Source organism: Metapseudomonas otitidis (assembly GCF_900111835.1).
GTDB classification, from domain to species: domain Bacteria; phylum Pseudomonadota; class Gammaproteobacteria; order Pseudomonadales; family Pseudomonadaceae; genus Metapseudomonas; species Metapseudomonas otitidis.
The window spans coordinates 84,785-106,231 of sequence record NZ_FOJP01000015.1 but is presented as its reverse complement, the minus strand read 5'-3'; the positions used below and the strand labels follow the sequence as shown (position 1 = coordinate 106,231).

At 65.1% G+C, this 21,447-nt stretch carries 24 protein-coding genes and 1 tRNA gene; 20 read left to right on the top strand and 5 right to left on the bottom strand.

Translation table 11 applies throughout. From position 1 onward, the window contains the following. Window positions 1–2: 2 nt before the first annotated feature. Window positions 3–473, bottom strand: a complete 471-nt coding sequence (locus tag BM198_RS20100) for a Dps family protein (protein WP_044414123.1) — start codon at window positions 471–473, stop codon at window positions 3–5. A 148-nt stretch (window positions 474–621) separates the two neighbouring features. Continuing rightward, the gene (locus BM198_RS20095) at window positions 622–1,731 is read right to left on the bottom strand and encodes an HD domain-containing phosphohydrolase (protein ID WP_074971889.1); all 1,110 of its coding nucleotides are present in this window, start codon (window positions 1,729–1,731) and stop codon (window positions 622–624) included. A gap of 244 nt (window positions 1,732–1,975) precedes the next feature. Here BM198_RS20095 and aspS point away from each other — a divergent pair, with 244 nt between their 5' ends. From aspS to nadA, 16 genes are all read left to right on the top strand, one after another. After that, complete coding sequence (gene aspS / locus BM198_RS20090) at window positions 1,976–3,751, top strand: aspartate--tRNA ligase (protein WP_044414118.1); 1,776 nt, start codon at window positions 1,976–1,978, stop codon at window positions 3,749–3,751. 62 nt (window positions 3,752–3,813) lie between these two features. Next, the gene (locus tag BM198_RS20085) at window positions 3,814–4,563 is read left to right on the top strand and encodes a YebC/PmpR family DNA-binding transcriptional regulator (RefSeq protein WP_044414115.1); all 750 of its coding nucleotides are present in this window, start codon (window positions 3,814–3,816) and stop codon (window positions 4,561–4,563) included. Between the two features lie 133 nt (window positions 4,564–4,696). After that, complete coding sequence (gene ruvC, locus BM198_RS20080) at window positions 4,697–5,221, top strand: crossover junction endodeoxyribonuclease RuvC (RefSeq protein WP_044414112.1); 525 nt, start codon at window positions 4,697–4,699, stop codon at window positions 5,219–5,221. 21 nt (window positions 5,222–5,242) lie between these two features. Next, window positions 5,243–5,848: a Holliday junction branch migration protein RuvA gene (gene ruvA / locus BM198_RS20075; protein WP_044414109.1), complete on the top strand. Its 606-nt coding sequence runs from the start codon at window positions 5,243–5,245 to the stop codon at window positions 5,846–5,848. A 6-nt stretch (window positions 5,849–5,854) separates the two neighbouring features. Then, a complete protein-coding gene (ruvB, locus tag BM198_RS20070; protein ID WP_044414106.1) occupies window positions 5,855–6,907 on the top strand; it encodes a Holliday junction branch migration DNA helicase RuvB in 1,053 nt (350 codons plus the stop codon). Window positions 6,908–6,993: 86 nt separating this feature from the next. Continuing rightward, window positions 6,994–7,440 (top strand): tol-pal system-associated acyl-CoA thioesterase, encoded by a 447-nt coding sequence (gene ybgC, locus BM198_RS20065; protein WP_044414103.1) that lies wholly within the window; start codon window positions 6,994–6,996, stop codon window positions 7,438–7,440. A gap of 2 nt (window positions 7,441–7,442) precedes the next feature. Beyond that, the gene (gene tolQ / locus BM198_RS20060) at window positions 7,443–8,138 is read left to right on the top strand and encodes a protein TolQ (RefSeq protein WP_044414101.1); all 696 of its coding nucleotides are present in this window, start codon (window positions 7,443–7,445) and stop codon (window positions 8,136–8,138) included. Between the two features lie 36 nt (window positions 8,139–8,174). After that, on the top strand, window positions 8,175–8,633 hold the full coding sequence (tolR, locus tag BM198_RS20055; protein ID WP_044414098.1) for a protein TolR: 459 nt from the start codon (window positions 8,175–8,177) through the stop codon (window positions 8,631–8,633). After that, entirely contained in the window at window positions 8,633–9,655 is a 1,023-nt protein-coding gene (tolA, locus tag BM198_RS20050) for a cell envelope integrity protein TolA (protein WP_074971888.1), read from the top strand. Before tolR ends, tolA begins: the two co-directional genes overlap by 1 nt. Next, window positions 9,652–10,956: a Tol-Pal system beta propeller repeat protein TolB gene (tolB, locus tag BM198_RS20045; RefSeq protein WP_074971887.1), complete on the top strand. Its 1,305-nt coding sequence runs from the start codon at window positions 9,652–9,654 to the stop codon at window positions 10,954–10,956. The genes tolA and tolB overlap by 4 nt, the downstream gene beginning before the upstream one ends. A gap of 59 nt (window positions 10,957–11,015) precedes the next feature. Then, window positions 11,016–11,513 (top strand): peptidoglycan-associated lipoprotein Pal, encoded by a 498-nt coding sequence (gene pal / locus BM198_RS20040; RefSeq protein ID WP_044414089.1) that lies wholly within the window; start codon window positions 11,016–11,018, stop codon window positions 11,511–11,513. A gap of 5 nt (window positions 11,514–11,518) precedes the next feature. Further along, the gene (gene ybgF, locus BM198_RS20035; protein ID WP_074971886.1) at window positions 11,519–12,340 is read left to right on the top strand and encodes a tol-pal system protein YbgF; all 822 of its coding nucleotides are present in this window, start codon (window positions 11,519–11,521) and stop codon (window positions 12,338–12,340) included. Between the two features lie 118 nt (window positions 12,341–12,458). Then, on the top strand, window positions 12,459–13,106 hold the full coding sequence (queE, locus tag BM198_RS20030) for a 7-carboxy-7-deazaguanine synthase QueE (RefSeq protein ID WP_074971977.1): 648 nt from the start codon (window positions 12,459–12,461) through the stop codon (window positions 13,104–13,106). 1 nt (window position 13,107) lies between these two features. After that, entirely contained in the window at window positions 13,108–13,782 is a 675-nt protein-coding gene (gene queC, locus BM198_RS20025; protein ID WP_074971885.1) for a 7-cyano-7-deazaguanine synthase QueC, read from the top strand. Between the two features lie 59 nt (window positions 13,783–13,841). Beyond that, window positions 13,842–13,917: transfer RNA gene (locus BM198_RS20020), tRNA-Lys, on the top strand. Between the two features lie 187 nt (window positions 13,918–14,104). Next, window positions 14,105–15,163 carry a quinolinate synthase NadA gene (gene nadA, locus BM198_RS20015; RefSeq protein ID WP_044414080.1) on the top strand — a complete coding sequence of 353 codons (1,059 nt, stop codon included), beginning with the start codon at window positions 14,105–14,107 and terminating at the stop codon, window positions 15,161–15,163. A 61-nt stretch (window positions 15,164–15,224) separates the two neighbouring features. On the opposite strand, the gene BM198_RS20010 is transcribed toward nadA, so the two are convergent. Continuing rightward, entirely contained in the window at window positions 15,225–16,658 is a 1,434-nt protein-coding gene (locus BM198_RS20010; RefSeq protein WP_044414076.1) for a M48 family metalloprotease, read from the bottom strand. Between the two features lie 106 nt (window positions 16,659–16,764). On the opposite strand from BM198_RS20010, the gene BM198_RS20005 reads away from it, so the two are divergent. Beyond that, complete coding sequence (locus BM198_RS20005; protein WP_044414073.1) at window positions 16,765–17,004, top strand: sulfurtransferase TusA family protein; 240 nt, start codon at window positions 16,765–16,767, stop codon at window positions 17,002–17,004. A gap of 22 nt (window positions 17,005–17,026) precedes the next feature. Next, complete coding sequence (locus BM198_RS20000; protein ID WP_074971884.1) at window positions 17,027–18,106, top strand: AI-2E family transporter; 1,080 nt, start codon at window positions 17,027–17,029, stop codon at window positions 18,104–18,106. Between the two features lie 52 nt (window positions 18,107–18,158). Here the strand turns inward: BM198_RS20000 and BM198_RS19995 are convergent, their stop codons facing one another. Both BM198_RS19995 and BM198_RS19990 read right to left on the bottom strand, forming a co-directional pair. Beyond that, window positions 18,159–18,632 (bottom strand): peroxiredoxin, encoded by a 474-nt coding sequence (locus BM198_RS19995; RefSeq protein ID WP_069562186.1) that lies wholly within the window; start codon window positions 18,630–18,632, stop codon window positions 18,159–18,161. Window positions 18,633–18,648: 16 nt separating this feature from the next. Further along, window positions 18,649–19,206: a glycine cleavage system transcriptional repressor gene (locus BM198_RS19990; RefSeq protein ID WP_044414064.1), complete on the bottom strand. Its 558-nt coding sequence runs from the start codon at window positions 19,204–19,206 to the stop codon at window positions 18,649–18,651. Between the two features lie 166 nt (window positions 19,207–19,372). Between BM198_RS19990 and dapA the strand changes: the two genes are divergently transcribed. Both dapA and bamC read left to right on the top strand, forming a co-directional pair. Then, window positions 19,373–20,251, top strand: coding sequence for a 4-hydroxy-tetrahydrodipicolinate synthase (gene dapA / locus BM198_RS19985; protein WP_074971883.1), 879 nt, complete (start codon window positions 19,373–19,375; stop codon window positions 20,249–20,251). Window positions 20,252–20,269: 18 nt separating this feature from the next. After that, complete coding sequence (gene bamC, locus BM198_RS19980) at window positions 20,270–21,385, top strand: outer membrane protein assembly factor BamC (RefSeq protein ID WP_044414059.1); 1,116 nt, start codon at window positions 20,270–20,272, stop codon at window positions 21,383–21,385. The last annotated feature ends 62 nt before the right edge of the window (window positions 21,386–21,447 follow it).

The following is a 21,447-nucleotide window of genomic DNA, read 5'->3' as shown; positions in this document are numbered from 1 at the left end:
GGTCAGGCAGCCAGCAGGCTGCGCAGCATCCACGCGGTCTTTTCATGGACCTGCATGCGTTGGGTCAGCAGGTCAGCGGTCGGTTCGTCGCTCACCTTGTCCAGCAGCGGGAAAATGCCGCGTGCGGTACGAACCACGGCCTCCTGGCCCTGGACCAGTTGCTTGATCATGTCTTCTGCAGCCGGGACGCCTTCTTCTTCCTTGATAGAGGACAGGCGGGCGTAGGCCGCGTAGGTGCCGGGAGCCGGGAAGCCCAGGGCGCGGATGCGCTCGGCGATGGCGTCGACGGCCAGGGCCAGTTCGGTGTACTGGGCCTCGAACATCAGGTGAAGGGTGTTGAACATCGGACCGGTCACGTTCCAGTGGAAGTTATGGGTCTTCAGGTAAAGGGTGTAGGTATCCGCCAGCAGGCGGGAGAGGCCTTCGGCAATGGCTGCGCGGTCCTGTTCGGCGATTCCGATGTTGATTTCCATACGTCTCTCCTCAGTGGTGCGGGCCGGCTAGGGCCCGTGATCGGCAGAGACTAGCACAGGGAAATGGCGCTTCGATGCCGGTAAAAATCAATGATTGCGATGCCTTGTGCCTATCGTCGCGCACCGGGGAGCAGCTGCGCGGCAGGCGTTACAGCCGGGTCAGGTGGGGCTCTTCGCCGAGGCAGGCATTGAATACCTCGACCCAGTGGGCGCTGAACTGGCTGCCGGCCAGGCCATTGATCTCCAGGATCGCACGCAGGACGGGGCGCTTGCTGAGCGTCTGGTGGGCGCGTTCGTGGGTACGGGCGTCGAAGGTGTCGACGATGTTCAGGATCAGCGCGCCGGGGACGATCTCCGCCTCGCGCAGCCCTTTGGGGTAGCCGCTTCCGTCCGCGTGCTCCTGATGTTGAAGGATGATCTCGGCCGCTTCGTCCCACTGGGGCAGGCGTCGCAGCAGGTCGGCGCCCATCCGAGGATGCGCTTGCATCAGACGGCGCTCCTCCCGAGTCAGGCGTTCGGCCTTGTGCAGGAGTGGGAGGGGCATCAGCGCCATGCCCAGGTCATGAAGGCATACGGCCGTGGCGAGTTGACGCGGGTCGACGGGGTGGCCGGCGCGGCGGTTCATCGCCAGTGCCACCTCCAACTGGCGCTCACCCCGACCGAGCCAATAGTGCGAGCGCCGCTCGGCGGCTTGCATGAGGTCGAGGAAGAACGCCAGGTCGGGGTCATCCGATAGCCCGTGGCGTGTCAGGGCGTCGGTGGCTGTTACGGGGTCGGCCTGTGGCGTGATCAATCGCGTGTTCGGGTCCAGGCGGAACAGCAAGGCCTGGCGCATTTCCGTCTGCCGTTGCTCGGGCGCCTGGGCCAGCGACGACAGCGCCTTGGCCAGTGGCAGGGTGTCGGGGGGCAGCCCAGGCTCACCGGCCAGTGCGCCCCTGACCAGATCGCGCAGGCGATCCAGTATCAGCAGCATGATGTCGCCCAGCAGGCTGTCGAAGGTCAGCCGTCCCTCGCGCAGCTGGTCGAGGACATCCTCCAGGGCCTGAGGCAGGGTGTTGAGGCGTTCGAGGCCGACGTAGCCCAGGTTGCCCTTGAAACTGTGGACCTGGCGGAAGAGCTGGCGCAGTCGCTCCGGATCGGTTGGCGTGCGCTCCAGATCGATCAGTAGTTGCTCGCAGCGATTGAAGCCCTCGTAGGCTTCCTGGCGGAAATCATCAAGGAGGTCCTGATTGAAGTCGGCTGGGCGTTGGGTGGCCATGGTGAGGCTCCGCGTGCTCGGGGATTTGAGTATAGAAAGCCTGTGGGCGGGCGGCTGCGCGGTATCGATTAACCATATATAATCCGGCCCTTTGCCACGGTTGCGGGCCTGTGCTCGGCCTGCCGAAGCACCGGGGCGATGCGCCTCCGGTCGCCTTGTCGGCCGGTCTGGCGCCGATGGACGATATTTCCCCTCGTGCCCAGCGGCCCGACGAATTCACGACTCAGAGAAGCGAAACACGACCATGATGCGCAGCCATTATTGCGGCCAACTGAACGAGAGCCTGGACGGCCAGGAAATCACCCTTTGCGGCTGGGTTCACCGCCGTCGCGACCATGGCGGGGTCATCTTCCTTGATATCCGCGATCGTGAAGGCTTGGCCCAGGTGGTCTTCGACCCGGATCGTGCCGACACCTTCGCCAAGGCCGACCGCGTGCGCAGCGAGTACGTGGTCAAGATCACCGGCAAGGTGCGCCTGCGCCCCGAGGGTGCGCGCAACGCCAACATGGCGTCCGGTGCCATCGAGGTGCTGGGCTATGAGCTGGAAGTCCTGAACCAGGCCGAAACCCCGCCCTTCCCGCTGGACGAGTACTCCGACGTGGGCGAGGAAACCCGCCTGCGCTACCGCTTCATCGACCTGCGTCGCCCGGAAATGGCCGCCAAGCTGAAGCTGCGCTCGCGCATCACCAGCAGCATCCGCCGCTACCTGGACGAGAACGGCTTCCTCGACGTCGAGACCCCGATCCTCACCCGCGCCACTCCGGAAGGCGCCCGCGACTACCTGGTGCCCAGCCGCACCCATCCCGGCAGCTTCTTCGCCCTGCCGCAGTCGCCCCAGCTCTTCAAGCAGCTGCTGATGGTGGCCGGCTTCGACCGCTACTACCAGATCGCCAAGTGCTTCCGCGACGAGGACCTGCGTGCCGATCGTCAGCCGGAATTCACCCAGATCGACATCGAGACCAGCTTCCTCGATGAGAACGACATCATGGGCATCACCGAGACCATGATCCGCAACCTGTTCAAGGAAGTGCTGGATCTGGAGTTCGGTGAATTCCCCCACATGACCCTGGCCGAAGCCATGCGCCGCTACGGCTCCGACAAGCCGGACCTGCGCATCCCGCTGGAGCTGGTGGACGTGGCTGACCAACTGAAGGATGTCGACTTCAAGGTCTTCTCCGGCCCGGCCAACGACCCGAAAGGCCGTGTCGCCGCCCTGCGCGTACCGGGCGGTGCGAGCATGCCGCGCAGCAAGATCGACGAGTACACCAAGTTCGTCGGCAACTACGGTGCCAAGGGCCTGGCCTACATCAAGGTCAACGAGCGCGCCAAGGGCGTCGAGGGCCTGCAGTCGCCCATCGTCAAGAACATCGCCGAGCCGAACCTGAACGTGATCCTCGATCGCGTAGGTGCAGTCGATGGTGACATCGTGTTCTTCGGTGCCGACAAGGCCAAGGTCGTCTGCGACGCCCTGGGTGCTCTGCGCATCCGCCTGGGCCACGACCTGAACCTGCTGACCTGCGAGTGGGCCCCGCTGTGGGTGGTCGACTTCCCGATGTTCGAAGAGAACGACGACGGCAGTCTCACCGCCATGCACCACCCCTTCACCTCGCCCAAGTGCAGCCCGGAAGAGCTGGAGGCCAACCCGGCCGCCGCGCTGTCCCGCGCTTACGACATGGTGCTCAACGGCACCGAGCTGGGTGGCGGTTCGATCCGTATCCACGACAAGGCGATGCAGCAGGCGGTGTTCCGCGTGCTGGGCATCAGCGAAGACGAGCAGCAGGAGAAGTTCGGCTTCCTGCTGGACGCCCTGAAGTTCGGTGCTCCGCCGCACGGCGGCCTGGCCTTCGGCCTGGACCGCCTGGTGATGCTGATGACCGGCGCCTCGTCGATCCGCGAAGTGATCGCCTTCCCGAAAACCCAGAGTGCCGCCTGCGTCATGACCCAGGCGCCGGGTGTCGTGGATGCCAAGGCCCTGCGTGAGCTGAACATCCGGCTGCGCGAGCAGCCCAAGGCTGAGTAAGTAGAACCAACCGCGACGGCGCCCCAGGGCGCCGTCCGTCAAAGCAGAGTACGGAGTGCGTTATGGCTGGTCATTCCAAGTGGGCCAACATCAAGCACCGCAAGGGTCGGCAGGACGCCAAGCGGGGCAAGATCTTCACCAAACTGATCCGTGAGCTGACCGTGTCGGCCAAGCACGGCGGCCCGAACCCGGCGGACAACCCGCGTCTGCGCCTGGCCGTGGACAAGGCGCTGACCGCCAACATGCCGCGCGACACCATCGATCGCGCCATCGCCCGTGGTGCCGGCAACAACGATGCCGACAACATGGCCGAGCTGACCTACGAGGGTTACGCGCCCAGTGGCGTGGCCATCATCATCGAGGCCATGACCGACAACCGTAACCGCACCGCTGCGGAAGTGCGCCACGCCTTCACCAAGTGCGGGGGCAACCTGGGGACCGACGGTTCCGTCGCCTACATGTTCGACCGCAAGGGCCAGATCAGCTTCGCCCCTGGCGTCGACGAAGATGCGCTGATGGAAGCAGCCCTGGAGGCCGGTGCCGAGGATGTGGAAATGGGCGAGGACGGTTCCGCCCTGGTGTCCACCAGCTTCCCCGACTTCCATGCCGTGAACGAGGCCCTGCAGGCCGCCGGGTTCAAGGGTGAGGAAGCCGAGATCGCCATGATCCCGTCCATCAGCGCTCCCATTGCCGACCTGGAGACCGCCCAGAAGGTGCTGAAGCTGATCGACATGCTCGAAGACCTCGACGACGTGCAGAACGTCTATCACAACGCCGAGATCCCCGACGAGATCATGGAGCAGCTGGACTGAGTTCCAGCCTGCGCCTGAAGCCGGAAGTCGCCTCGTGCGCTTCCGGCTTTTTTGTTGGAGGGCCGGTCCGTATACTCGCGGCTGGATAAATAGACAGTGTGCTGGTTCGCCGGCACGTGGAGAGACGGGCGGCATGACCCTGATTCTTGGTATCGACCCGGGTTCGCGCATCACCGGCTACGGTGTGGTGCGTGACACCGGGCGAGGGTGCGAGTACGTCGCTTCCGGCTGCATACGCACAGGGGCGGGCCCGCTGCAGGAGCGCCTGCAGATCGTCTTCCGTGGCGTGCGTGAAGTGATCCAGACCCACGGCCCCGTCACCATGGGCATCGAACAGGTGTTCATGGCGCGCAATGCCGACTCCGCCCTCAAGCTCGGGCAGGCCCGCGGGGCTGCCATCGTGGCGGCGGTGGAGGAGGGGCTGGAGGTGGCCGAGTACACCGCCAGCCAGGTGAAGCAGGCCATTGCTGGCACTGGCGGCGCCGACAAGCAGCAGGTGCAGATGATGGTCATGCACCTGCTCAAGCTGGTGCAGAAGCCGCAGATCGACGCCTCCGACGCCCTGGCCATCGCCCTCTGCCACGCCCACCATCGGCAGAGCCTGATTCCCCATGGGCTGGCCACCGCCAAGCGGCGCAGTGGCCGCCTGCGTTTGTAACCTCATTTAAGGACGCTCTTCGTGATCGGACGTTTGCGTGGCACCTTGGCGGAGAAACAGCCGCCGCACCTGATCCTCGACGTCAATGGCGTCGGCTACGAACTGGAAGTGCCCATGACCACCCTCTACCGCCTGCCCAGTGTCGGCGAGCCCGTCACCCTGCACACCCACCTGGTGGTGCGGGAGGACGCGCATCTGCTCTATGGCTTCTACGAGCGCCGTGACCGGGAGCTGTTTCGCGAGCTGATCCGCCTCAACGGCGTCGGCCCCAAGCTGGCCCTGGCGCTCATGTCCGGGCTGGAAGTGGATGAACTGGTTCGCTGCGTGCAGGCCCAGGACACGTCCACGCTGGTGAAGATCCCTGGCGTCGGCAAGAAGACCGCCGAGCGCCTGCTGGTGGAGCTCAAGGACCGTTTCAAAGCCTGGGAGAACATGCCCACCATCGCCCCGCTCATTGTCGAGCCTGTGGCCGGTGCCGGTGTTTCCAGCGCCGAAAGCGACGCCCTCAGCGCCCTCATCGCCCTCGGCTTCAAGCCGCAGGAAGCCAGTCGCGCCGTCGCTGCGATCAAGGAAGAAGGGTTGTCCAGCGAGGAAATGATCCGCCGCGCCCTGAAAGGAATGGTGTAAGCCCCGATGATCGAAGCCGACCGCCTGATCACTGCCAGCAGCCGTGACCGCGACGAACAGCTGGACCGTGCCATTCGCCCGCTGAGCCTGGCCGACTACATCGGCCAGCCGGTGGTGCGCGAGCAGATGGAGCTGTTCATCAAGGCCGCCAAGGGGCGGGGGGAGGCCCTGGACCATACCCTGATCTTCGGTCCGCCCGGCCTGGGCAAGACCACCCTGGCCAACATCATCGCCCACGAGATGGGCGTCTCCCTCAAGAGCACCTCCGGCCCGGTGCTGGAGCGACCAGGCGACCTGGCGGCGCTGCTGACCAACCTCGAAGCGGGCGACGTGCTGTTCGTCGACGAAATCCACCGCCTCTCGCCCGTGGTCGAGGAAGTGCTCTACCCGGCGATGGAAGACTTCCAGCTGGACATCATGATCGGCGAAGGCCCGGCGGCCCGCTCCATCAAGCTCGACCTGCCGCCCTTTACCCTGGTAGGAGCCACCACCCGCGCCGGGATGCTGACCAACCCGCTGCGGGATCGCTTCGGCATCGTCCAGCGCCTGGAGTTCTACAACACCCAGGACCTCTCCACCATCGTGGCGCGCTCCGCCGGCATCCTCGGGCTGCACATCGAGCCGGAGGGCGCCTTCGAGATCGCCCGCCGCGCCCGTGGCACGCCGCGTATCGCCAACCGCCTGCTGCGCCGCGTGCGGGATTTTGCCGAAGTCCGGGCCCAGGGGCAGATCACCCGCGTCATCGCTGACCAGGCGCTCAACCTGCTGGATGTGGATGAACGTGGCTTCGACCACCAGGACCGGCGTCTACTGCTGGCGATGATCGACAAGTTCGACGGGGGCCCGGTCGGCGTCGACAGCCTCGCCGCTGCCATCAGCGAAGAGCGGCACACCATCGAGGATGTGCTGGAGCCCTACCTGATCCAGCAGGGCTACATCATGCGCACCCCGCGCGGACGGGTGGTCACCCGGCATGCCTACCTGCACTTCGGCCTGAAGCTGCCGGGGCGGCTGCTGGAGGAGCCCTCGGGGGATTTGTTCACCCCGGGTGACGAATGAACATCCCCGCGGTCGAAGCGTGCGTCGGAACGGCGCAAAAACAGTTGTCGGGCCGGATTGGCAACCCTTGGAGTAAGCACTAGAGTATGCGCGCGCAAAATGAGGCCCCACCCTTCGTGCATCGGAGCCGCGTCTATTACGAGGACACCGATGCCGGCGGCATCGTCTATTACGTCAACTACCTCAAGTTCATGGAGCGGGCTCGAACCGAGTACCTGCGGAGCCTGGGTTTTGCCCAGTCCGAGCTGGTCGGGGAGAACCTGTTGTTCGTCGTGCATTCGGCCGAAGCGCGTTACCACAAGCCGGCCCGCCTGGACGATGAACTGGCCATCAGCGCCGAAGTGATCGAATTGAACCGTGCGAGCCTGAAGTTTCGTCAACAGGTGAGGCGGGTTACGGATGATGCGCTGCTCTGCGAAGGGCAGTTCCTGGTGGCCTGTGTGCGCGCCGACAGTTTGAAACCCCGGGCGATCCCCGAAGCGCTGCGTGAAGCCTTCGCCGCCGTACCGGGCCAATCCCCTGCAGGAGACTAAGCGTGGAAGCCAACGTCGTCGACCATACCTCCATGTGGAGCCTGATCAGCAACGCCAGCCTCGTGGTGCAACTGGTCATGCTCACCCTGGTGGCCGCCTCGGTCACCTCGTGGATCATGATTTTCCAGCGCAGCAACCTGCTGCGTGCGGCCAAGAAGTCCCTGGAGGCCTTCGAGGAGCGCTTCTGGTCGGGCATCGACCTGTCCAAGCTGTACCGCCAGGCCGGCAGCAACCCGGATCCGGACTGCGGCGTGGAGCAGATCTTCCGTGCCGGTTTCAAGGAGTTCTCCCGCCTGCGCCAGCAGCCCGGCGTCGACCCGGACGCGGTGATGGAGGGCGTGGCCCGTGCCATGCGCGTGGCCATTTCCCGTGAAGAGGAAAAGCTCGAGCAGAGCCTGCCGTTCCTCGCCACCGTTGGCTCCACCAGCCCCTATATCGGCCTGTTCGGCACCGTCTGGGGGATCATGAACTCCTTCCGTGGCCTGGCTCAGGTCCAGCAGGCCACCCTGGCGACCGTTGCTCCCGGTATCGCCGAGGCCCTGATCGCCACCGCCATCGGCCTGTTCGCGGCGATCCCGGCGGTCATCGCCTACAACCGCTTCTCGGCCCGTGGCGAAACCCTGATCGGTCGCTACTACACCTTCGCCGACGAGTTCCAGGCCATCCTGCACCGTAAGGTGCACACCAGCGACGAGTGATAGACGCAGGTTCAACGAAAGGACAGGTTCCAAGCCATGGCCAGAAACCGCCATAAACGCAAGCCGGTCGCCGAGATGAACGTGGTGCCCTACATCGACGTGATGCTGGTGCTGCTGGTCATCTTCATGGTGACGGCGCCCATGCTCAACCAGGGCGTCAAGGTCGACCTGCCTAAGGTCTCCAGCGAGGTGCTGCCGCAGGACAACAACTCCCGCGTGCTCACCATCTCCATCAAGGCCGACAAGACCTACTACTGGAACATGGGCGAGGAAGTCGACCCGGACCAGGGCAAGGGCAGCGAAACCGCCACGGCGCTGCCGGACCTGGTGCGCACCGTGACCGCGATCATGAGCCAGAACGCCAGCCAGGGTAAGAAGGTCCAGGTCTTCGTCCGGGGTGACAAGGCGGTCGACTATGGCTCCGTCATGGCGGTCATGGGTGGCCTGCAGCAGGCCGGCGTCGGCAATGTCGGGCTGATCACCGAGGCGCCCTGATGCATCAGCAGAGCGAACGCTCCCCCTCTGAAAGCTACTTCTGGCCCGTCGTATGGGCTGTCGGGCTGCATGTGCTCATCTTCGGCATGCTCTTCGTCAGCTTCGCCTTCACCCCGGAGCTGCCGCCGGCGCGCCCCATCGTCCAGGCCACGCTTTACCAGCTGAAGTCCCAGAGCCAGGCGACCACCCAGACCAACCAGAAGATCGCCGGCGAGGCCAAGAAGACCGCGGCTCCGATGTATGAAGCCGAGCAGCTGGAAATGAAGAAGGCGGAAGAGCAGAAAGTGGCTGCCGCCAAGGCCGCGGAACAAAAGAAAGCCGAGGAAGTTCGAAAGGCGGCAGAAGCCAAGAAAGCCGAAGAGGCGAAGAAGGCCGAGGACGCCAAGAAGGCGGCCGAGGAAGCGGCCAAGAAGCAGCAGGCCGACATCGCCAAGAAGAAGGCCGAGGAAGAAGCCAAGAAAAAAGCCGAAGAGGAGGCCAAGAAGAAGGCCGCCGAAGAGGCGAAGAAGAAAGCGGCTGAGGACGCCAAGAAGAAGGCGGCCGAGGAAGCGAAGAAGAAAGCCGCCGAGGATGCCAAGAAAAAGGCAGCCGAAGAGGCCAAGAAGAAAGCGGCGGAAGAAGCCAAGCGCAAGGCGGCCCGTGACCAGAAGGCGGCTGCGTTGGCAGACCTCCTGTCCGACAAGGCCGAGAACCAGCAGGCGCTTGCCGATGAGGTAGGCGATCAGGTGGCGGGTAGCCTGGATGACCTGATCATCAAGCTGATCAGCGAGAACTGGCAGAAGCCGCCTACCACGCGCAAGGGCATGAGTGTCGAATTGCTGATCCAGATGCTTCCGGATGGCACCGTCACCAACGCCAGCGTGACCCGCTCCAGCGGTGATGCGCCTTTCGACAGCTCCGCCGTGGCGGCGGTGCGCAACGTGGGTCGTATCCCCGAAATGCAACAATTGGATCGCGCTACCTTCGATAAGCTCTACAGGCAGCGCCGCGTCATCTTCAAACCGGAGGATTTAGGTCTGTGAACACACTGATTCGTATCGTCCTGCTCGGTCTGACCATGCTGGTCGGTACCGTTCAGGCCGCTGACCCGCTACTGATTACCGGTGGTGCCAACAGCGCCACGCCCATCGCCGTCGTCCCGTTCGGCTGGCAGGGCGGCACCGTGCTGCCGGAAGACATGTCCGAGATCATCGGCAACGACCTGCGCAACTCCGGCTACTTCGAGCCCATCCCGCGTCAGAACATGATCAGCCTGCCGACCCAGGCAGCCGAAGTGATCTACCGCGACTGGAAGGCGCTGGGCGCCCAGTACGTGCTCGTCGGCAGCATCGTGCCGGCTGCAGGTCGCCTGCAGGTGCAGTTCGCCCTGTTCAACGTCGCGACCGAGCAGCAGGTGTTCGCCGGAACCGTCAGCGGTTCCACCGACCAGTTGCGTGACATGGCCCACTACGTCTCCGACCAGGCCTTCGAGAAGCTCACCGGTGTGAAGGGCGCTTTCTCCACCCGCATGCTGTATGTCACCGCAGAGCGCTTCTCGGTGAACAACACCCGCTACACCCTGCAGCGCTCCGACTATGACGGCGCCCGCGCCGTGACCCTGCTGCAATCCCGCGAGCCGATCCTCTCGCCGCGCTATGCGCCGGATGGTCGTCGCATCGCCTATGTCTCGTTCGAGCAGAAGCGTCCGCGCATCTTCATCCAGCACATCGATACCGGTCGCCGCGAGCAGATCACCAACTTCGAAGGCCTCAACGGTGCGCCGGCCTGGTCGCCGGAAGGCAATCGCCTGGCATTCGTCCTGTCCAAGGACGGCAACCCGGAGATCTACGTGATGGACCTGGGCAGCCGTCAGCTGCGCCGCGTCACCAACCACATGGCCATCGACACCGAACCCTTCTGGGGCGCCGACGGCCAGACCCTGTACTTCACCTCCGACCGTGCCGGCAAGCCGCAGATCTACAAGGCCAACATCAACGGTGGGGAACCGCAGCGCGTGACCTTCGTGGGCAACTACAACGCCAACCCGAAACTCTCCGCTGACGAGAAGACCCTGGTGATGATCCACCGCCAGGATGGCTTCACCAACTTCAAGGTGGCCGCCCTCGATCTGACCCGTGCCGGGGCCGCTCCGCGCATCCTTTCCAACACCTCGCTGGACGATTCGCCCACTGTTGCGCCCAACGGCACCATGCTAATCTACGCCACCCGCCAGCAGGGCCAGGGAGTCCTGATGCTCGTGTCCACCAATGGGCGCGTGCGGCTTCCAATTCCAACCGTTCAAGGCGATATCCGCGAACCGTCCTGGTCGCCGTACCTGAACTGACGCGGTGCTGACTATTTGCTTTTTGCTAAACACACTGGGGCTCATTAGGAGTTACAACGATGGAAATGATCAAGTTCGGTAAATTCGCAGCACTGGCTCTGGCCATGGCCGTAGCAGTAGGTTGCTCCTCCAAGGGCGGCGAAAACTCCGGCGAAGGCGCCGTAGATCCGAACGCTGGCTACAACGCCAACAACAGTGGTCTGGATTCCAGCCTGAGCGAAGAAGCCGCTCTGCGCGCCATCACCACCTTCTACTTCGAGTACGACAGCTCCGACCTGAAGCCGGAAGCCATGCGCGCTCTGGACGTACACGCCAAGGACCTGAAAGCCAACGGCAACCGCGTTGTTCTGGAAGGCCACACCGACGAGCGCGGCACCCGCGAGTACAACATGGCTCTGGGTGAGCGTCGTGCCAAGGCCGTTCAGCGCTACCTGGTTCTGCAGGGCGTTTCCCCGGCTCAGCTGGAACTGGTTTCCTACGGTGAAGAGCGTCCGGTTGCCACCGGCAACGACGAGCAGTCCTGGGCTCAGAACCGTCGCGTAGAGCTGCGTAAGTAATAGCTATGCGCAAGTGCCGTCGTGCTTTGACTGTATTGGCCCTGGGTAGCCTGCCCTTCGCAGCGTTTGCCGAGGTTCCCGTGGTGGACGGAAACAACGCCGGTTACGGCGCTTATCCGCCCGCTGGTTATGGTACGAACGGCGCCTATGCCGGAACCGGGGCGCAAGCCCCGGTTTCCGCGCAAGGCGAGCTGTTCATGCAACTGCAGCAGATGCAGGAAGAGATCGGTCGCCTGCGCGGCATGGTCGAAGAACAGCAGAACGAGATCCAACAGCTGAAGCAACAGAGCCTGGAACGCTACCAGGACCTGGACAGCCGGCTGAGCTCTGGCGCCGCAGGTGCCCCGGCTCCGTCCCAACAGAATGCTCCCGCCGATGGCGCCATCAACGCCGCCGGTGCCCCCGCCGCTCCCGCCCAGCAACCTGCTGCGAGCAACGAGCCTGCCGACCCCGCCAAGGAAAAGCTCTACTACGAAGCCGCCTTCGACCTCATCAAGGCCAAGGACTTCGACAAGGCCAGCCAGGCCTTCACCGCTTTCCTGCGCAAATACCCCAACAGCCAGTACGCCGGTAATGCCCAGTATTGGCTCGGTGAAGTGAACCTGGCCAAAGGCGACCTGCAAGGTGCTGGCCAGGCCTTTGCCCGTGTCAGCCAGACCTACCCGCAGCACGCCAAGGTGCCCGACTCGCTCTACAAGCTCGCCGATGTTGAGCAGCGCCTGGGTAACGCCGACAAGGCCAAGGGCATCCTCCGCCAGGTGATTTCCCAGTACCCGGGCACTTCGGCTGCCCAACTGGCCCAGCGCGACCTGCAGCGTCTTCGCTGAGTCCCTCGCGTCCATCGAGAAACCCGCGCCCGTCGCGGGTTTTTTCGTTTAGAATCGCCGCCCTTCTTACCCGCAACGGAGGCGGATGGCCTGTTTCGCCGTCACGCCCGTGGCCCTTATGCAACAGACCCTGCGAATCACCGAGATCTTCTACTCGTTGCAGGGGGAGACGCGTACCGCCGGCTTGCCGACGGTATTCGTGCGCCTGACCGGCTGTCCCCTGCGCTGCCAGTACTGCGACACCGCCTATGCCTTCAATGGCGGGCAACTCCAGTCCCTCGACGACATCCTCGAGCAGGTGGCCGCCTACCGGCCGCGCCATGTCTGCGTCACCGGAGGTGAGCCGCTGGCCCAGCCCAACTGCATCCCGCTGCTGGCGCGCCTGTGCGATGCCGGCTACGAGGTGTCCCTGGAGACCAGCGGCGCCCTCGACATCGCCGCCGTCGACACCCGCGTGAGCCGCGTGCTTGACTTCAAGACGCCCGGCTCCGCCGAAGTCGCGCGCAATCGCTACGAGAACATTGCCCAGCTCACCCCTAACGACCAGGTGAAGTTCGTCATCTGCTCCCGTGAGGACTACGACTGGGCGGTCTCCAAGCTCATCGAGTACCGCCTTGAACAGCGGGCCGGCGAGGTGCTGTTCTCCCCTAGCCACCACCAGGTGGACGCGCGCCAACTGGCCGACTGGATCGTGGCGGACAACCTGCCCGTCCGCCTGCAACTGCAGCTGCACAAGATTCTCTGGAACGACGAACCGGGACATTGACATGAGCGACAAGAAAGCGGTCATCCTTCTTTCCGGCGGCCTGGATTCCGCCACCGTCGTAGCCCTGGCCCGTGCCGACGGCTACGTCTGCTACACCATGAGCTTCGACTATGGCCAGCGGCACCGGGCCGAGCTGCAGGCAGCCGAGCGCGTGGCTCGCCAGCTGGGTGTCGTGGAGCACAAGGTCATCGGCCTCAACCTCAACGGCATCGGCGGTTCGGCGCTGACCGACGACAGCATCGCCGTGCCGGAGAGCCCCACCGAGGGCATCCCCGTCACCTATGTGCCAGCACGCAACACCGTGTTCCTCTCCCTGGCGCTGGGCTGGGCCGAGGTGCTGGGTGCGCGCGACATCTTCATTGGTGTGAATGCCGTGGATTACTCCGGCTACCCGGACTGCCGCCCCGAGTTCGTCGATGCCTTCGAGCGCATGGCCAACCTCGCCACCAAGGCGGGTGTGGAAGGGCAGGGGTTCCGCATCCAGGCGCCGTTGCAGAACCTCTCCAAGGCCGAGATCATCCGGGCCGGTATCGCCCAGGGGGTGGACTACGGCCTGACCGTTTCCTGCTACCAGGCCGACGACCAGGGGCGCGCATGCGGCAAGTGCGACAGCTGCCGGCTGCGCGCCGCAGGCTTTGCGGCGGCCGGCGTGGAAGATCCGACACCCTATTTCTGAAAAATTTTTCCGAGGGGTGTTGAATTCCTGAATAAAATCAGTATTATACGCCTCGCATTGGGTCGTTAGCTCAGTCGGTAGAGCAGTTGGCTTTTAACCAATTGGTCGTAGGTTCGAATCCTACACGACCCACCATACAAGGCCTCGAAGAGGCCAACAGAAGCGGGAAGATCGAAAGGTCTTCCCGCTTTTTCGTTGTGGCGCCGCAGCCATCCACCCCGTCATTGATCTGCGCTATCATCCGCCGCCCGCGTGCCTGACCGTCGTCCGGCCCGTGGTTCTACATGGCTTCCACGCTCAGGCGTCCCGCAGGTCCGCAGACATGTCCCAGCTCTCCGAACGTTTCCTCGTCCAGGCCCACCTGGCGGCCAAGCAACCCCGGCAACTGACGCCCGAAGAAGAGACCCAGCTGCGCCAGGCGATCGCGGCCGAGCTCAAGGCGCAGAACGCCGTCCTGGTGGCCCACTACTATTGCGACCCGGTCATCCAGGCGCTGGCGGAAGAGACCGGTGGCTGCGTCTCCGACTCCCTGGAGATGGCGCGCTTCGGCAACCAGCACGCTGCCCAGACCGTCGTGGTCGCTGGCGTGCGCTTCATGGGCGAGACCGCCAAGATCCTCAACCCCGAGAAACGCGTGCTGATGCCGACCCTCGAGGCCACGTGCTCCCTCGACCTGGGCTGCCCGGTGGATGAGTTCTCCGCCTTCTGCGACCAGCACCCCGAGCGCACGGTCGTCGTCTATGCCAACACCTCTGCAGCCGTGAAGGCGAGGGCGGACTGGGTCGTCACCTCCAGCTGTGCTTTGGAGATCGTCGAGAGCCTGATGGACAACGGCGAGAAGATCCTCTGGGCACCCGACCAGCACCTGGGCCGCTACATCCAGCGTGAGACCGGCGCCGACATGCTGCTGTGGGACGGTGCCTGCATCGTCCACGAGGAGTTCAAGGCCAAGCAGCTCGAAGACATGAAGGCGCTCTACCCGGACGCCGCCATCCTGGTGCACCCGGAGTCGCCCGAGTCGGTCATCGAGCTGGCCGATGCCATCGGCTCCACCAGCCAGTTGATCAAGGCCGCCCAGACGCTGCCGAACAAGACCTTCATCGTCGCCACCGACCGCGGCATCTTCTACAAGATGCAGCAGCTCTGCCCGGACAAGCAGTTCATCGAAGCCCCCACCGCCGGCAACGGTGCCGCCTGCCGCAGCTGCGCCCATTGCCCGTGGATGGCCATGAACACCCTGGAGCGCACCCTGCAGTGCCTGCGTGAAGGCAGCAACGAGATCTTCGTCGACGCCGCGCTGATCCCTCGTGCCGTCAAGCCGCTCAAGCGCATGCTCGATTTCACCCAGGCCGCCCGCATGAAGCTCAGCGGCAACGCCTGAGCCCACAGCGCACAAGAAAAAGCCCGGATCGATGTCCGGGCTTTTTCGTTTCGGCGCAGGCTCAGCGCATCATCTGCTTCACCGCCTTCTGCTGCTCGATCAGCTCCTGCTGGCGCGCGTCGATGCGGGCTGCCAGCGGGAAGTTGCTGCTGGCCCGGCGCTTGGCGAAGTCCAGTTGCTCGATCGCCTGGTCGAAATCCCCCACCAGGGCGAAGTATTCGGCACGGGCCTGGTGCAGGCCGATGGTGTTGCCGGCCAGGCCGCGCACTTCCGCCACCTGGTACCAGATGTCCGGGTCGTTGGCGCGGGTGCGGGCCAGGTCGTCCAGTACCTTCTCGGCGTCCTGGGGCTTGTTCTGCTTCAGCAGCAGGTCCACCCGGGCCTGCTTCAGCGGGTAGCTGGCAGGGTAGAGGCCGAGCAGCCGGTCCACCCGCTTCTGCGCGTCCGGCAGGCGGTTGGCGGTGATGTCCAGGTCCACCTGGGCCAGGTTGTAGGCCACCTCGTTGGGCGCCTTGGCCAGCAACTGCGTCAGCGCCTCGCGGGCCTCGTTCAACTGTCCGGCCTTGATCTGGGCGATGGCCAGGCCGTAGCGCGCCGCGTCCAGCTTGGGATCGCTGTCCAGCATGGCGCGGAAGCGCTTGGCGGAGATGCCCGGGGTTTCCTCGAACATCAGCTGCACCCGCGCACGCATCAGCTGGTAGCGCAGGCTGTTCTCCACACCGCCAGCAGGCAGCTGCTCGGCGCGGTTGCGGGTGTCGGCGATACGGGATTCGGTCACCGGGTGGGTCAGCAGGAATTCCGGCGGCTTGGAGTCGTAGCGGTACTGGCGCATCAGTCGCTCGAACATGTTCGGCATGGCGCGTGGGTCATAGCCGGCCTTTTCCAGGTTGAGCAGGCCGATGCGGTCGGCCTCCTGCTCGTTCTGGCGGGAGAAGCGCCGCTGCTCCTGGATGGCCGCTGCCTGGGTCGACATGATCGCCGCCATGCCCGCGTCACCGGCGCCGGCCGCTGCCGCGACGATGCCGGCGAGCATCGCTGCCATCACCGGGATCTGCATGCGCTGCTGGGCTTCCACCCCGCGTGCGAAGTGGCGCTGGGACAGGTGCGCGAGTTCGTGGGCCATGACCGAGGCGTACTCGGCTTCGTTGGGCGCATAGAGGAACAGGCCGCCGTTGACGCCGATGATCCCGCCGGGTGCGGCGAAGGCGTTCAGTTGCGGGCTTTTCAGCAGCACGAATTCCAGGCGGCGGTCCTGCAACTGGCTGGACTCGGCCAGCCGGTAGACGCTGCTTTCCACGTATTCCTTGAGCTGCGGGTCGGGCAGTTGCTCCACCTGTGCGCGCAGCAGGCCCAGCCAGGCACGGCCCAGCTTGTGTTCCTGGTCGGGCGAAACGATGGAGGAGCTGGCATCCCCCAGCGAGGGCAGGTCATCGGCCATGGCCGGCGTGGCGAGGAGACAGGCAAGCGCTAGCAGGGTAGGGCGCAACGGGTTCATGCACGGTGGCTCGTAGCGGCAAAGGCGTAAATGTAGCTTTCATTCCGCTCGGCTGGCCAGCGCAGAGAACGCTTCTGTATCCTAGGCGCCCTTCTGGAGATGCCCCATGACCGACGCCGTCCCCTTCGACGCCGAGCTGGATGCCAGCGGGCTCAACTGCCCCCTGCCGTTGCTCAAGGCCAAGCTCGAACTCAACCGCCTCGCCAGCGGCCAAGTCCTCAAGGTCACCGCCACCGACGCCGGTTCGCAACGCGATTTCCGTGCCTTCGCCCGCCTGGCGGGGCACGAGCTGCTGCACGAGGACGCCGCCGACGGCGTGTTCCGCTACTGGTTGCGCAAGGCCTGAGCGCCGCGTTCGAGGGATTCCGATGTTCAAGGTGCTTCGTGACTGGGTGCAGCGCTACTTCTCCGATGAAGAGGCCGTGGTGCTGGCCGTCTTCCTCGTGCTGGGCTTCACCCTGGTGCTCACCCTCGGCAACATGCTCGCCCCGGTGCTGGCCGGCTTGGTGCTCGCCTTCCTGATGCAGGGGCTGGTCAACCAGCTGGAGCGTCTGCGGATGCCGGGCCCGGCGGCCGTCTGGGTGGTATTCACCCTGTTCATCGGCCTGCTGGCGCTGTTCCTCGTGGTGCTGCTGCCGCTGCTCTGGCAGCAGCTGAGCAACCTCTTCAACGAGTTGCCGCGCATGCTCGGCGAGTGGCAGTCGCTGCTGTTGCTGCTGCCGGAGCGCTATCCGCACCTGGTGACCGACGAGCAGGTGCTCAATGCCATCGAGGTCACCCGCAGCGAGATCGGCAAGTTCGGCCAGTGGGCGCTGACCTTCTCCCTCTCCAGCCTGCCGCTGCTGGTCAACCTGATGATCTACCTGGTGCTGGTGCCGATCCTGGTGTTCTTCTTCCTCAAGGACCGCGAGCTGATCCTGCGCTGGCTGAGCGGCTACCTGCCCCGCGAGCGGCAGTTGATGACCCGCGTGTGGAAGGAGCTGCACCAGCAGATCGCCAACTACATCCGTGGCAAGGTCATCGAGATCGTCATCTGCGGCGGCGTCACCTACGTCGCCTTCGTTTCCCTCGGGCTCAACTACGCCGCCCTGCTGGCGCTGCTGGTGGGCCTGTCGGTGGTGGTGCCCTACATCGGCGCCGTGGTGGTCACCGTGCCGGTGGCGTTGATCGGCCTGTTCCAGTGGGGCTGGGGCGATCAGTTCATCTACCTGATGGTCCTCCACGGCATCATCCAGGCCCTGGATGGCAACGTGCTGGTGCCGCTGCTGTTCTCCGAGGCGGTCAACCTGCACCCGGTGGCCATCATCTGCGCCGTGCTGCTGTTCGGCGGGCTGTGGGGCTTCTGGGGCATCTTCTTCGCCATCCCCCTGGCCACCCTGTTCAAGGCGGTGCTGGATGCCTGGCCACGTACTTCTGCGGAGCCGGCCGGGCCTGCGCCCATCATGTGACGGGCAAAAAAATGCCGCGAAGATTCGCGGCATTTTTCATTGCGGCGGGGACTCAGGCCTTGTTCAGCGCCTGCGCGGCTGCCAGCACCTCGTCGGCATGGCCCGGCACCTTCACACCGCGCCATTCCTGGCGCAGCACGCCGTCCTTGTCGATCAGGAAGGTGCTGCGGTCGACGCCCAGGTACTCCTTGCCGTAGAGCTTCTTCTGGCGGATCACGTCGAACAGCTGGCACAGCGCTTCGTCCTTGTCCGAGATCAGCTCGAAGGGGAAGGCCTGCTTGCACTTGAAGTTCTCGTGGGACTTCAGGCCATCGCGGGAGACGCCGAAGATCACCGTGTTGGCGGCTTCGAACGCGCCGTGGCGATCACGGAAGTCCTGGCCCTCGGTGGTGCACCCCGGGGTGCTGTCCTTCGGGTAGAAGTAGATCACCACCTGCTTGCCACGCAGGTCAGACAGCTTCACTTCCACGCCACTGGTGGCGGCAGCGGTGAAATCGGCGACAGGCTGGTCGAGGCTCACGGCCATGGGAAAGCTCCTCTGTTCAGGGGTGTTGCGGACGCCACGGTTCGATCAGCGCGTCCAGGTTCAACGCATCGGCGAAGTCCAGGAACTGATCGCGCAGCCAGCTGATCTGGGTGCCGGCCGGCAGCGTCACGGTGATGGTCGCGTTGAGCATCGTGCCCATGGTCTGCGGCGCCTGGTAGGTGTCGCAGGTCAGGTTCTCGATCTCCACACGGTGGTCGAGGAAGAACTGGCACAGCTCGCTGAGGATGTCCGGGCGGTACACCGCGCTCACATAGGCGACGTACGGCATCGAGTTCGGACGCGGCTCCAGCAGGCCGCTGCGCACCATGTGGGTGGTGAAGTCGTGGCGCTTGGCCAGGGCCGGTACACCGGACTCCAGGCGCGCCAGCGCATCCCAGCTGCCGGAAACCTGCAGCACCAGGGCGCAGTACTCGCCGTGGCGGGTCATGCGGCTGCTGACCACGGCACAGCGGTTTTCCTGGCTGGCGCGGCAGAGCACGGTGGTCAGGTCCATCGGGTTCCGGCCAAGGGCACTGATCACGAGGAATTGTTCGCGGGGCGGGGTGGTGGACATGCAGCGTTCCTAAAGCGAGGGGAGGGCGGCGAGGCCGCGTCTATCAAAGCGGGAAGGGTAGCGAAAAGCGCCGCCAAGGGGAATGCTGGCAGGCCCCGTGTCACCTTGTGCTGGACCCAGGCCGCCAGTACCATTACCGCTCTCTTTTTCCGGCAGGAGCGGTTGCATGATTGCGGGCAGTATGGTGGCGCTTGTCACGCCCATGGACGCGCAGGGTCAACTGGACTGGGCGAGCCTGGCCAAGCTGGTGGATTTCCACCTCCAGGAAGGCACCAACGCCATAGTCGCGGTCGGCACCACGGGCGAATCGGCCACCCTGGATGTCACCGAGCACGTCGAAGTCATCCGCCGCGTGGTGGATCAGGTCAACGGCCGTATCCCGGTCATCGCCGGCACCGGCGGCAACTCCACCCGTGAGTCGGTCGAACTGACCGCCGCCGCCAAGGACGTAGGCGCCGATGCCTGCCTGCTGGTGACCCCCTACTACAACAAGCCGACCCAGGAAGGCCTGTACCAGCACTTCCGCCACATCGCCGAATCCGTCGCGATCCCCCAGATCCTCTACAACGTCCCCGGCCGCACCGTCTGCGACATGCTGCCCGAGACCGTCGAGCGCCTGGCCAAGATCGGCAACATCATCGGCATCAAGGAAGCCACCGGCGACCTCAAGCGCGGCCAGGAAGTACTGGATCGCGTCAGCAAGGACTTCCTCGTCTACTCCGGTGACGACGCCACCGCCGTCGAGCTGATGCTCATGGGCGGCAAGGGCAACATCTCCGTCACCGCCAACGTCGCCCCCCGCGAGATGGCCCAGCTCTGCGCCGCCGCCATGGCCGGCGATACCGCCACCGCGCGTGGCCTGAACGACAAGCTGATGCCGCTGCACAAGGCCCTGTTCATCGAGTCCAACCCGATCCCGGTCAAGTGGGCGCTTCACGAAATGGGCCTGATCCCCGACGGCATCCGCCTGCCGCTCACCTGGCTCAGCCCCCGCTGCCACGAACCCCTGCGCCAGGCCCTGCGCCAGTCCGGCGTGCTTGCCTAACCCTTGGAGCAACAACGCATGAAGCGACTGGCCGGACTCTCCGCGCTCGCCCTGATGATCTCCAGTACCAGCGGTTGCGGCTGGCTCTGGGGCGAAAAAGGCTACTTCCGCGACCGCGGCAACGACTACCAGGAAGCGCGCCAGGCCGCGCCCATGCAGCTGCCGGCGGACGCCGACAGCAAGCGGCTCGACCCGCTGCTGCCGATCCCGGCCAACGTCGCCGACAACCGCACCGACCCCGACTACGAAGTCCCGCGCCCGCAGCCCCTGCAGGTGCGTGGCGAAGTCAGCGAGTACAGCCTGCAGAAGAGCGGCGACTCCCGCTGGGTCGTCGCCCAGCGCGTACCGGCCGAAGTCTGGCCGGTGGCCCGCCAGTTCTTCGAGGACGGCGGTTTCCGCATCGCCGACGAGCGCCCGCAGACCGGTGAATTCAGCACCGCCTGGCAGCGCCTCGACCAGCTCTCCGCCCCCCTGGCCCGCCGCCTCGGCAGCCGCGTGAGCGGCCTGGAGCCCGACAGCGAAGTGCGTGCCCGCGTGCGCATCGAGCCCGGTGTGCAGCGCAACACCTCCGAGATCTTCATCCTCACCACCAGCCGCCCGGCTGGCAGCAGCGCCGACACCGGCTGGCCGAGCCGTTCCGACAGCCCGGGCCTGGAAGCCGCGCTGATGGACGAAATGCTCGCCACCCTGGCCCGCAGCGCCGAACAGGGCGGCTCCGTCTCCCTGCTCGCCGCCCGCGACTTCGACGCCCCCAGCCGCGTCACCCTCACCCAGGACGGCAGCGGCAACCCCGTGCTCAACCTCGGTGCCGACTTCGACCGCGGCTGGTCCAGCGTCGGCCGTGCCCTGGAAATGGGCGACGTCCGCGTCGACGACATCAACCGCAGCCTCGGCGTCTACTACATCAACCTCGCCGAGGGTGCCGAGAAGGACAAGGAGCCCGGCTTCTTCAGTCGCCTGTTCGGCAGCGCGCCGAGCAAGGAAGAGATCGAAGCCCGTGCCGAGCGCTACCAGGTCCGCCTGACCCGCGTCGGCGAGAGCGTCCAGGTCACCGTCGAGAAGGACCTCAACACCGTCGCCCCCGCCGACGTGGCGCGCCGCGTGCTGACCCTGATCCAGGAAAACCTCGGCTGACAGCCGAAACCGGGCGGCCCTCACGCCGCCCGGCATCCAATGGCCGGCCCCGTGCAGGCTGC

Excerpts from the sequence above, each read along its gene's own strand:
- bamC (WP_044414059.1), top strand. The coding sequence starts at position 20,270 with ATGAAGCGACTGGCCGGACTCTCCGCGCTCGCCCTGATGATCTCCAGT.
- BM198_RS20005 (WP_044414073.1), top strand. The coding sequence starts at position 16,765 with ATGACCGACGCCGTCCCCTTCGACGCCGAGCTGGATGCCAGCGGGCTC.
- tolR (WP_044414098.1), top strand. The coding sequence starts at position 8,175 with ATGGCCAGAAACCGCCATAAACGCAAGCCGGTCGCCGAGATGAACGTG.
- BM198_RS20085 (WP_044414115.1), top strand. The coding sequence starts at position 3,814 with ATGGCTGGTCATTCCAAGTGGGCCAACATCAAGCACCGCAAGGGTCGG.
- aspS (WP_044414118.1), top strand. The coding sequence starts at position 1,976 with ATGATGCGCAGCCATTATTGCGGCCAACTGAACGAGAGCCTGGACGGC.
- BM198_RS19990 (WP_044414064.1), bottom strand. The coding sequence starts at position 19,206 with ATGTCCACCACCCCGCCCCGCGAACAATTCCTCGTGATCAGTGCCCTT.
- BM198_RS20000 (WP_074971884.1), top strand. The coding sequence starts at position 17,027 with ATGTTCAAGGTGCTTCGTGACTGGGTGCAGCGCTACTTCTCCGATGAA.
- queC (WP_074971885.1), top strand. The coding sequence starts at position 13,108 with ATGAGCGACAAGAAAGCGGTCATCCTTCTTTCCGGCGGCCTGGATTCC.
- queE (WP_074971977.1), top strand. The coding sequence starts at position 12,459 with ATGCAACAGACCCTGCGAATCACCGAGATCTTCTACTCGTTGCAGGGG.
- dapA (WP_074971883.1), top strand. The coding sequence starts at position 19,373 with ATGATTGCGGGCAGTATGGTGGCGCTTGTCACGCCCATGGACGCGCAG.
- BM198_RS20100 (WP_044414123.1), bottom strand. The coding sequence starts at position 473 with ATGGAAATCAACATCGGAATCGCCGAACAGGACCGCGCAGCCATTGCC.
- ruvC (WP_044414112.1), top strand. The coding sequence starts at position 4,697 with ATGACCCTGATTCTTGGTATCGACCCGGGTTCGCGCATCACCGGCTAC.
- ybgF (WP_074971886.1), top strand. The coding sequence starts at position 11,519 with ATGCGCAAGTGCCGTCGTGCTTTGACTGTATTGGCCCTGGGTAGCCTG.
- pal (WP_044414089.1), top strand. The coding sequence starts at position 11,016 with ATGGAAATGATCAAGTTCGGTAAATTCGCAGCACTGGCTCTGGCCATG.
- nadA (WP_044414080.1), top strand. The coding sequence starts at position 14,105 with ATGTCCCAGCTCTCCGAACGTTTCCTCGTCCAGGCCCACCTGGCGGCC.
- ybgC (WP_044414103.1), top strand. The coding sequence starts at position 6,994 with ATGCGCGCGCAAAATGAGGCCCCACCCTTCGTGCATCGGAGCCGCGTC.
- ruvB (WP_044414106.1), top strand. The coding sequence starts at position 5,855 with ATGATCGAAGCCGACCGCCTGATCACTGCCAGCAGCCGTGACCGCGAC.
- BM198_RS19995 (WP_069562186.1), bottom strand. The coding sequence starts at position 18,632 with ATGGCCGTGAGCCTCGACCAGCCTGTCGCCGATTTCACCGCTGCCGCC.
- tolA (WP_074971888.1), top strand. The coding sequence starts at position 8,633 with ATGCATCAGCAGAGCGAACGCTCCCCCTCTGAAAGCTACTTCTGGCCC.
- BM198_RS20010 (WP_044414076.1), bottom strand. The coding sequence starts at position 16,658 with ATGAACCCGTTGCGCCCTACCCTGCTAGCGCTTGCCTGTCTCCTCGCC.
- BM198_RS20095 (WP_074971889.1), bottom strand. The coding sequence starts at position 1,731 with ATGGCCACCCAACGCCCAGCCGACTTCAATCAGGACCTCCTTGATGAT.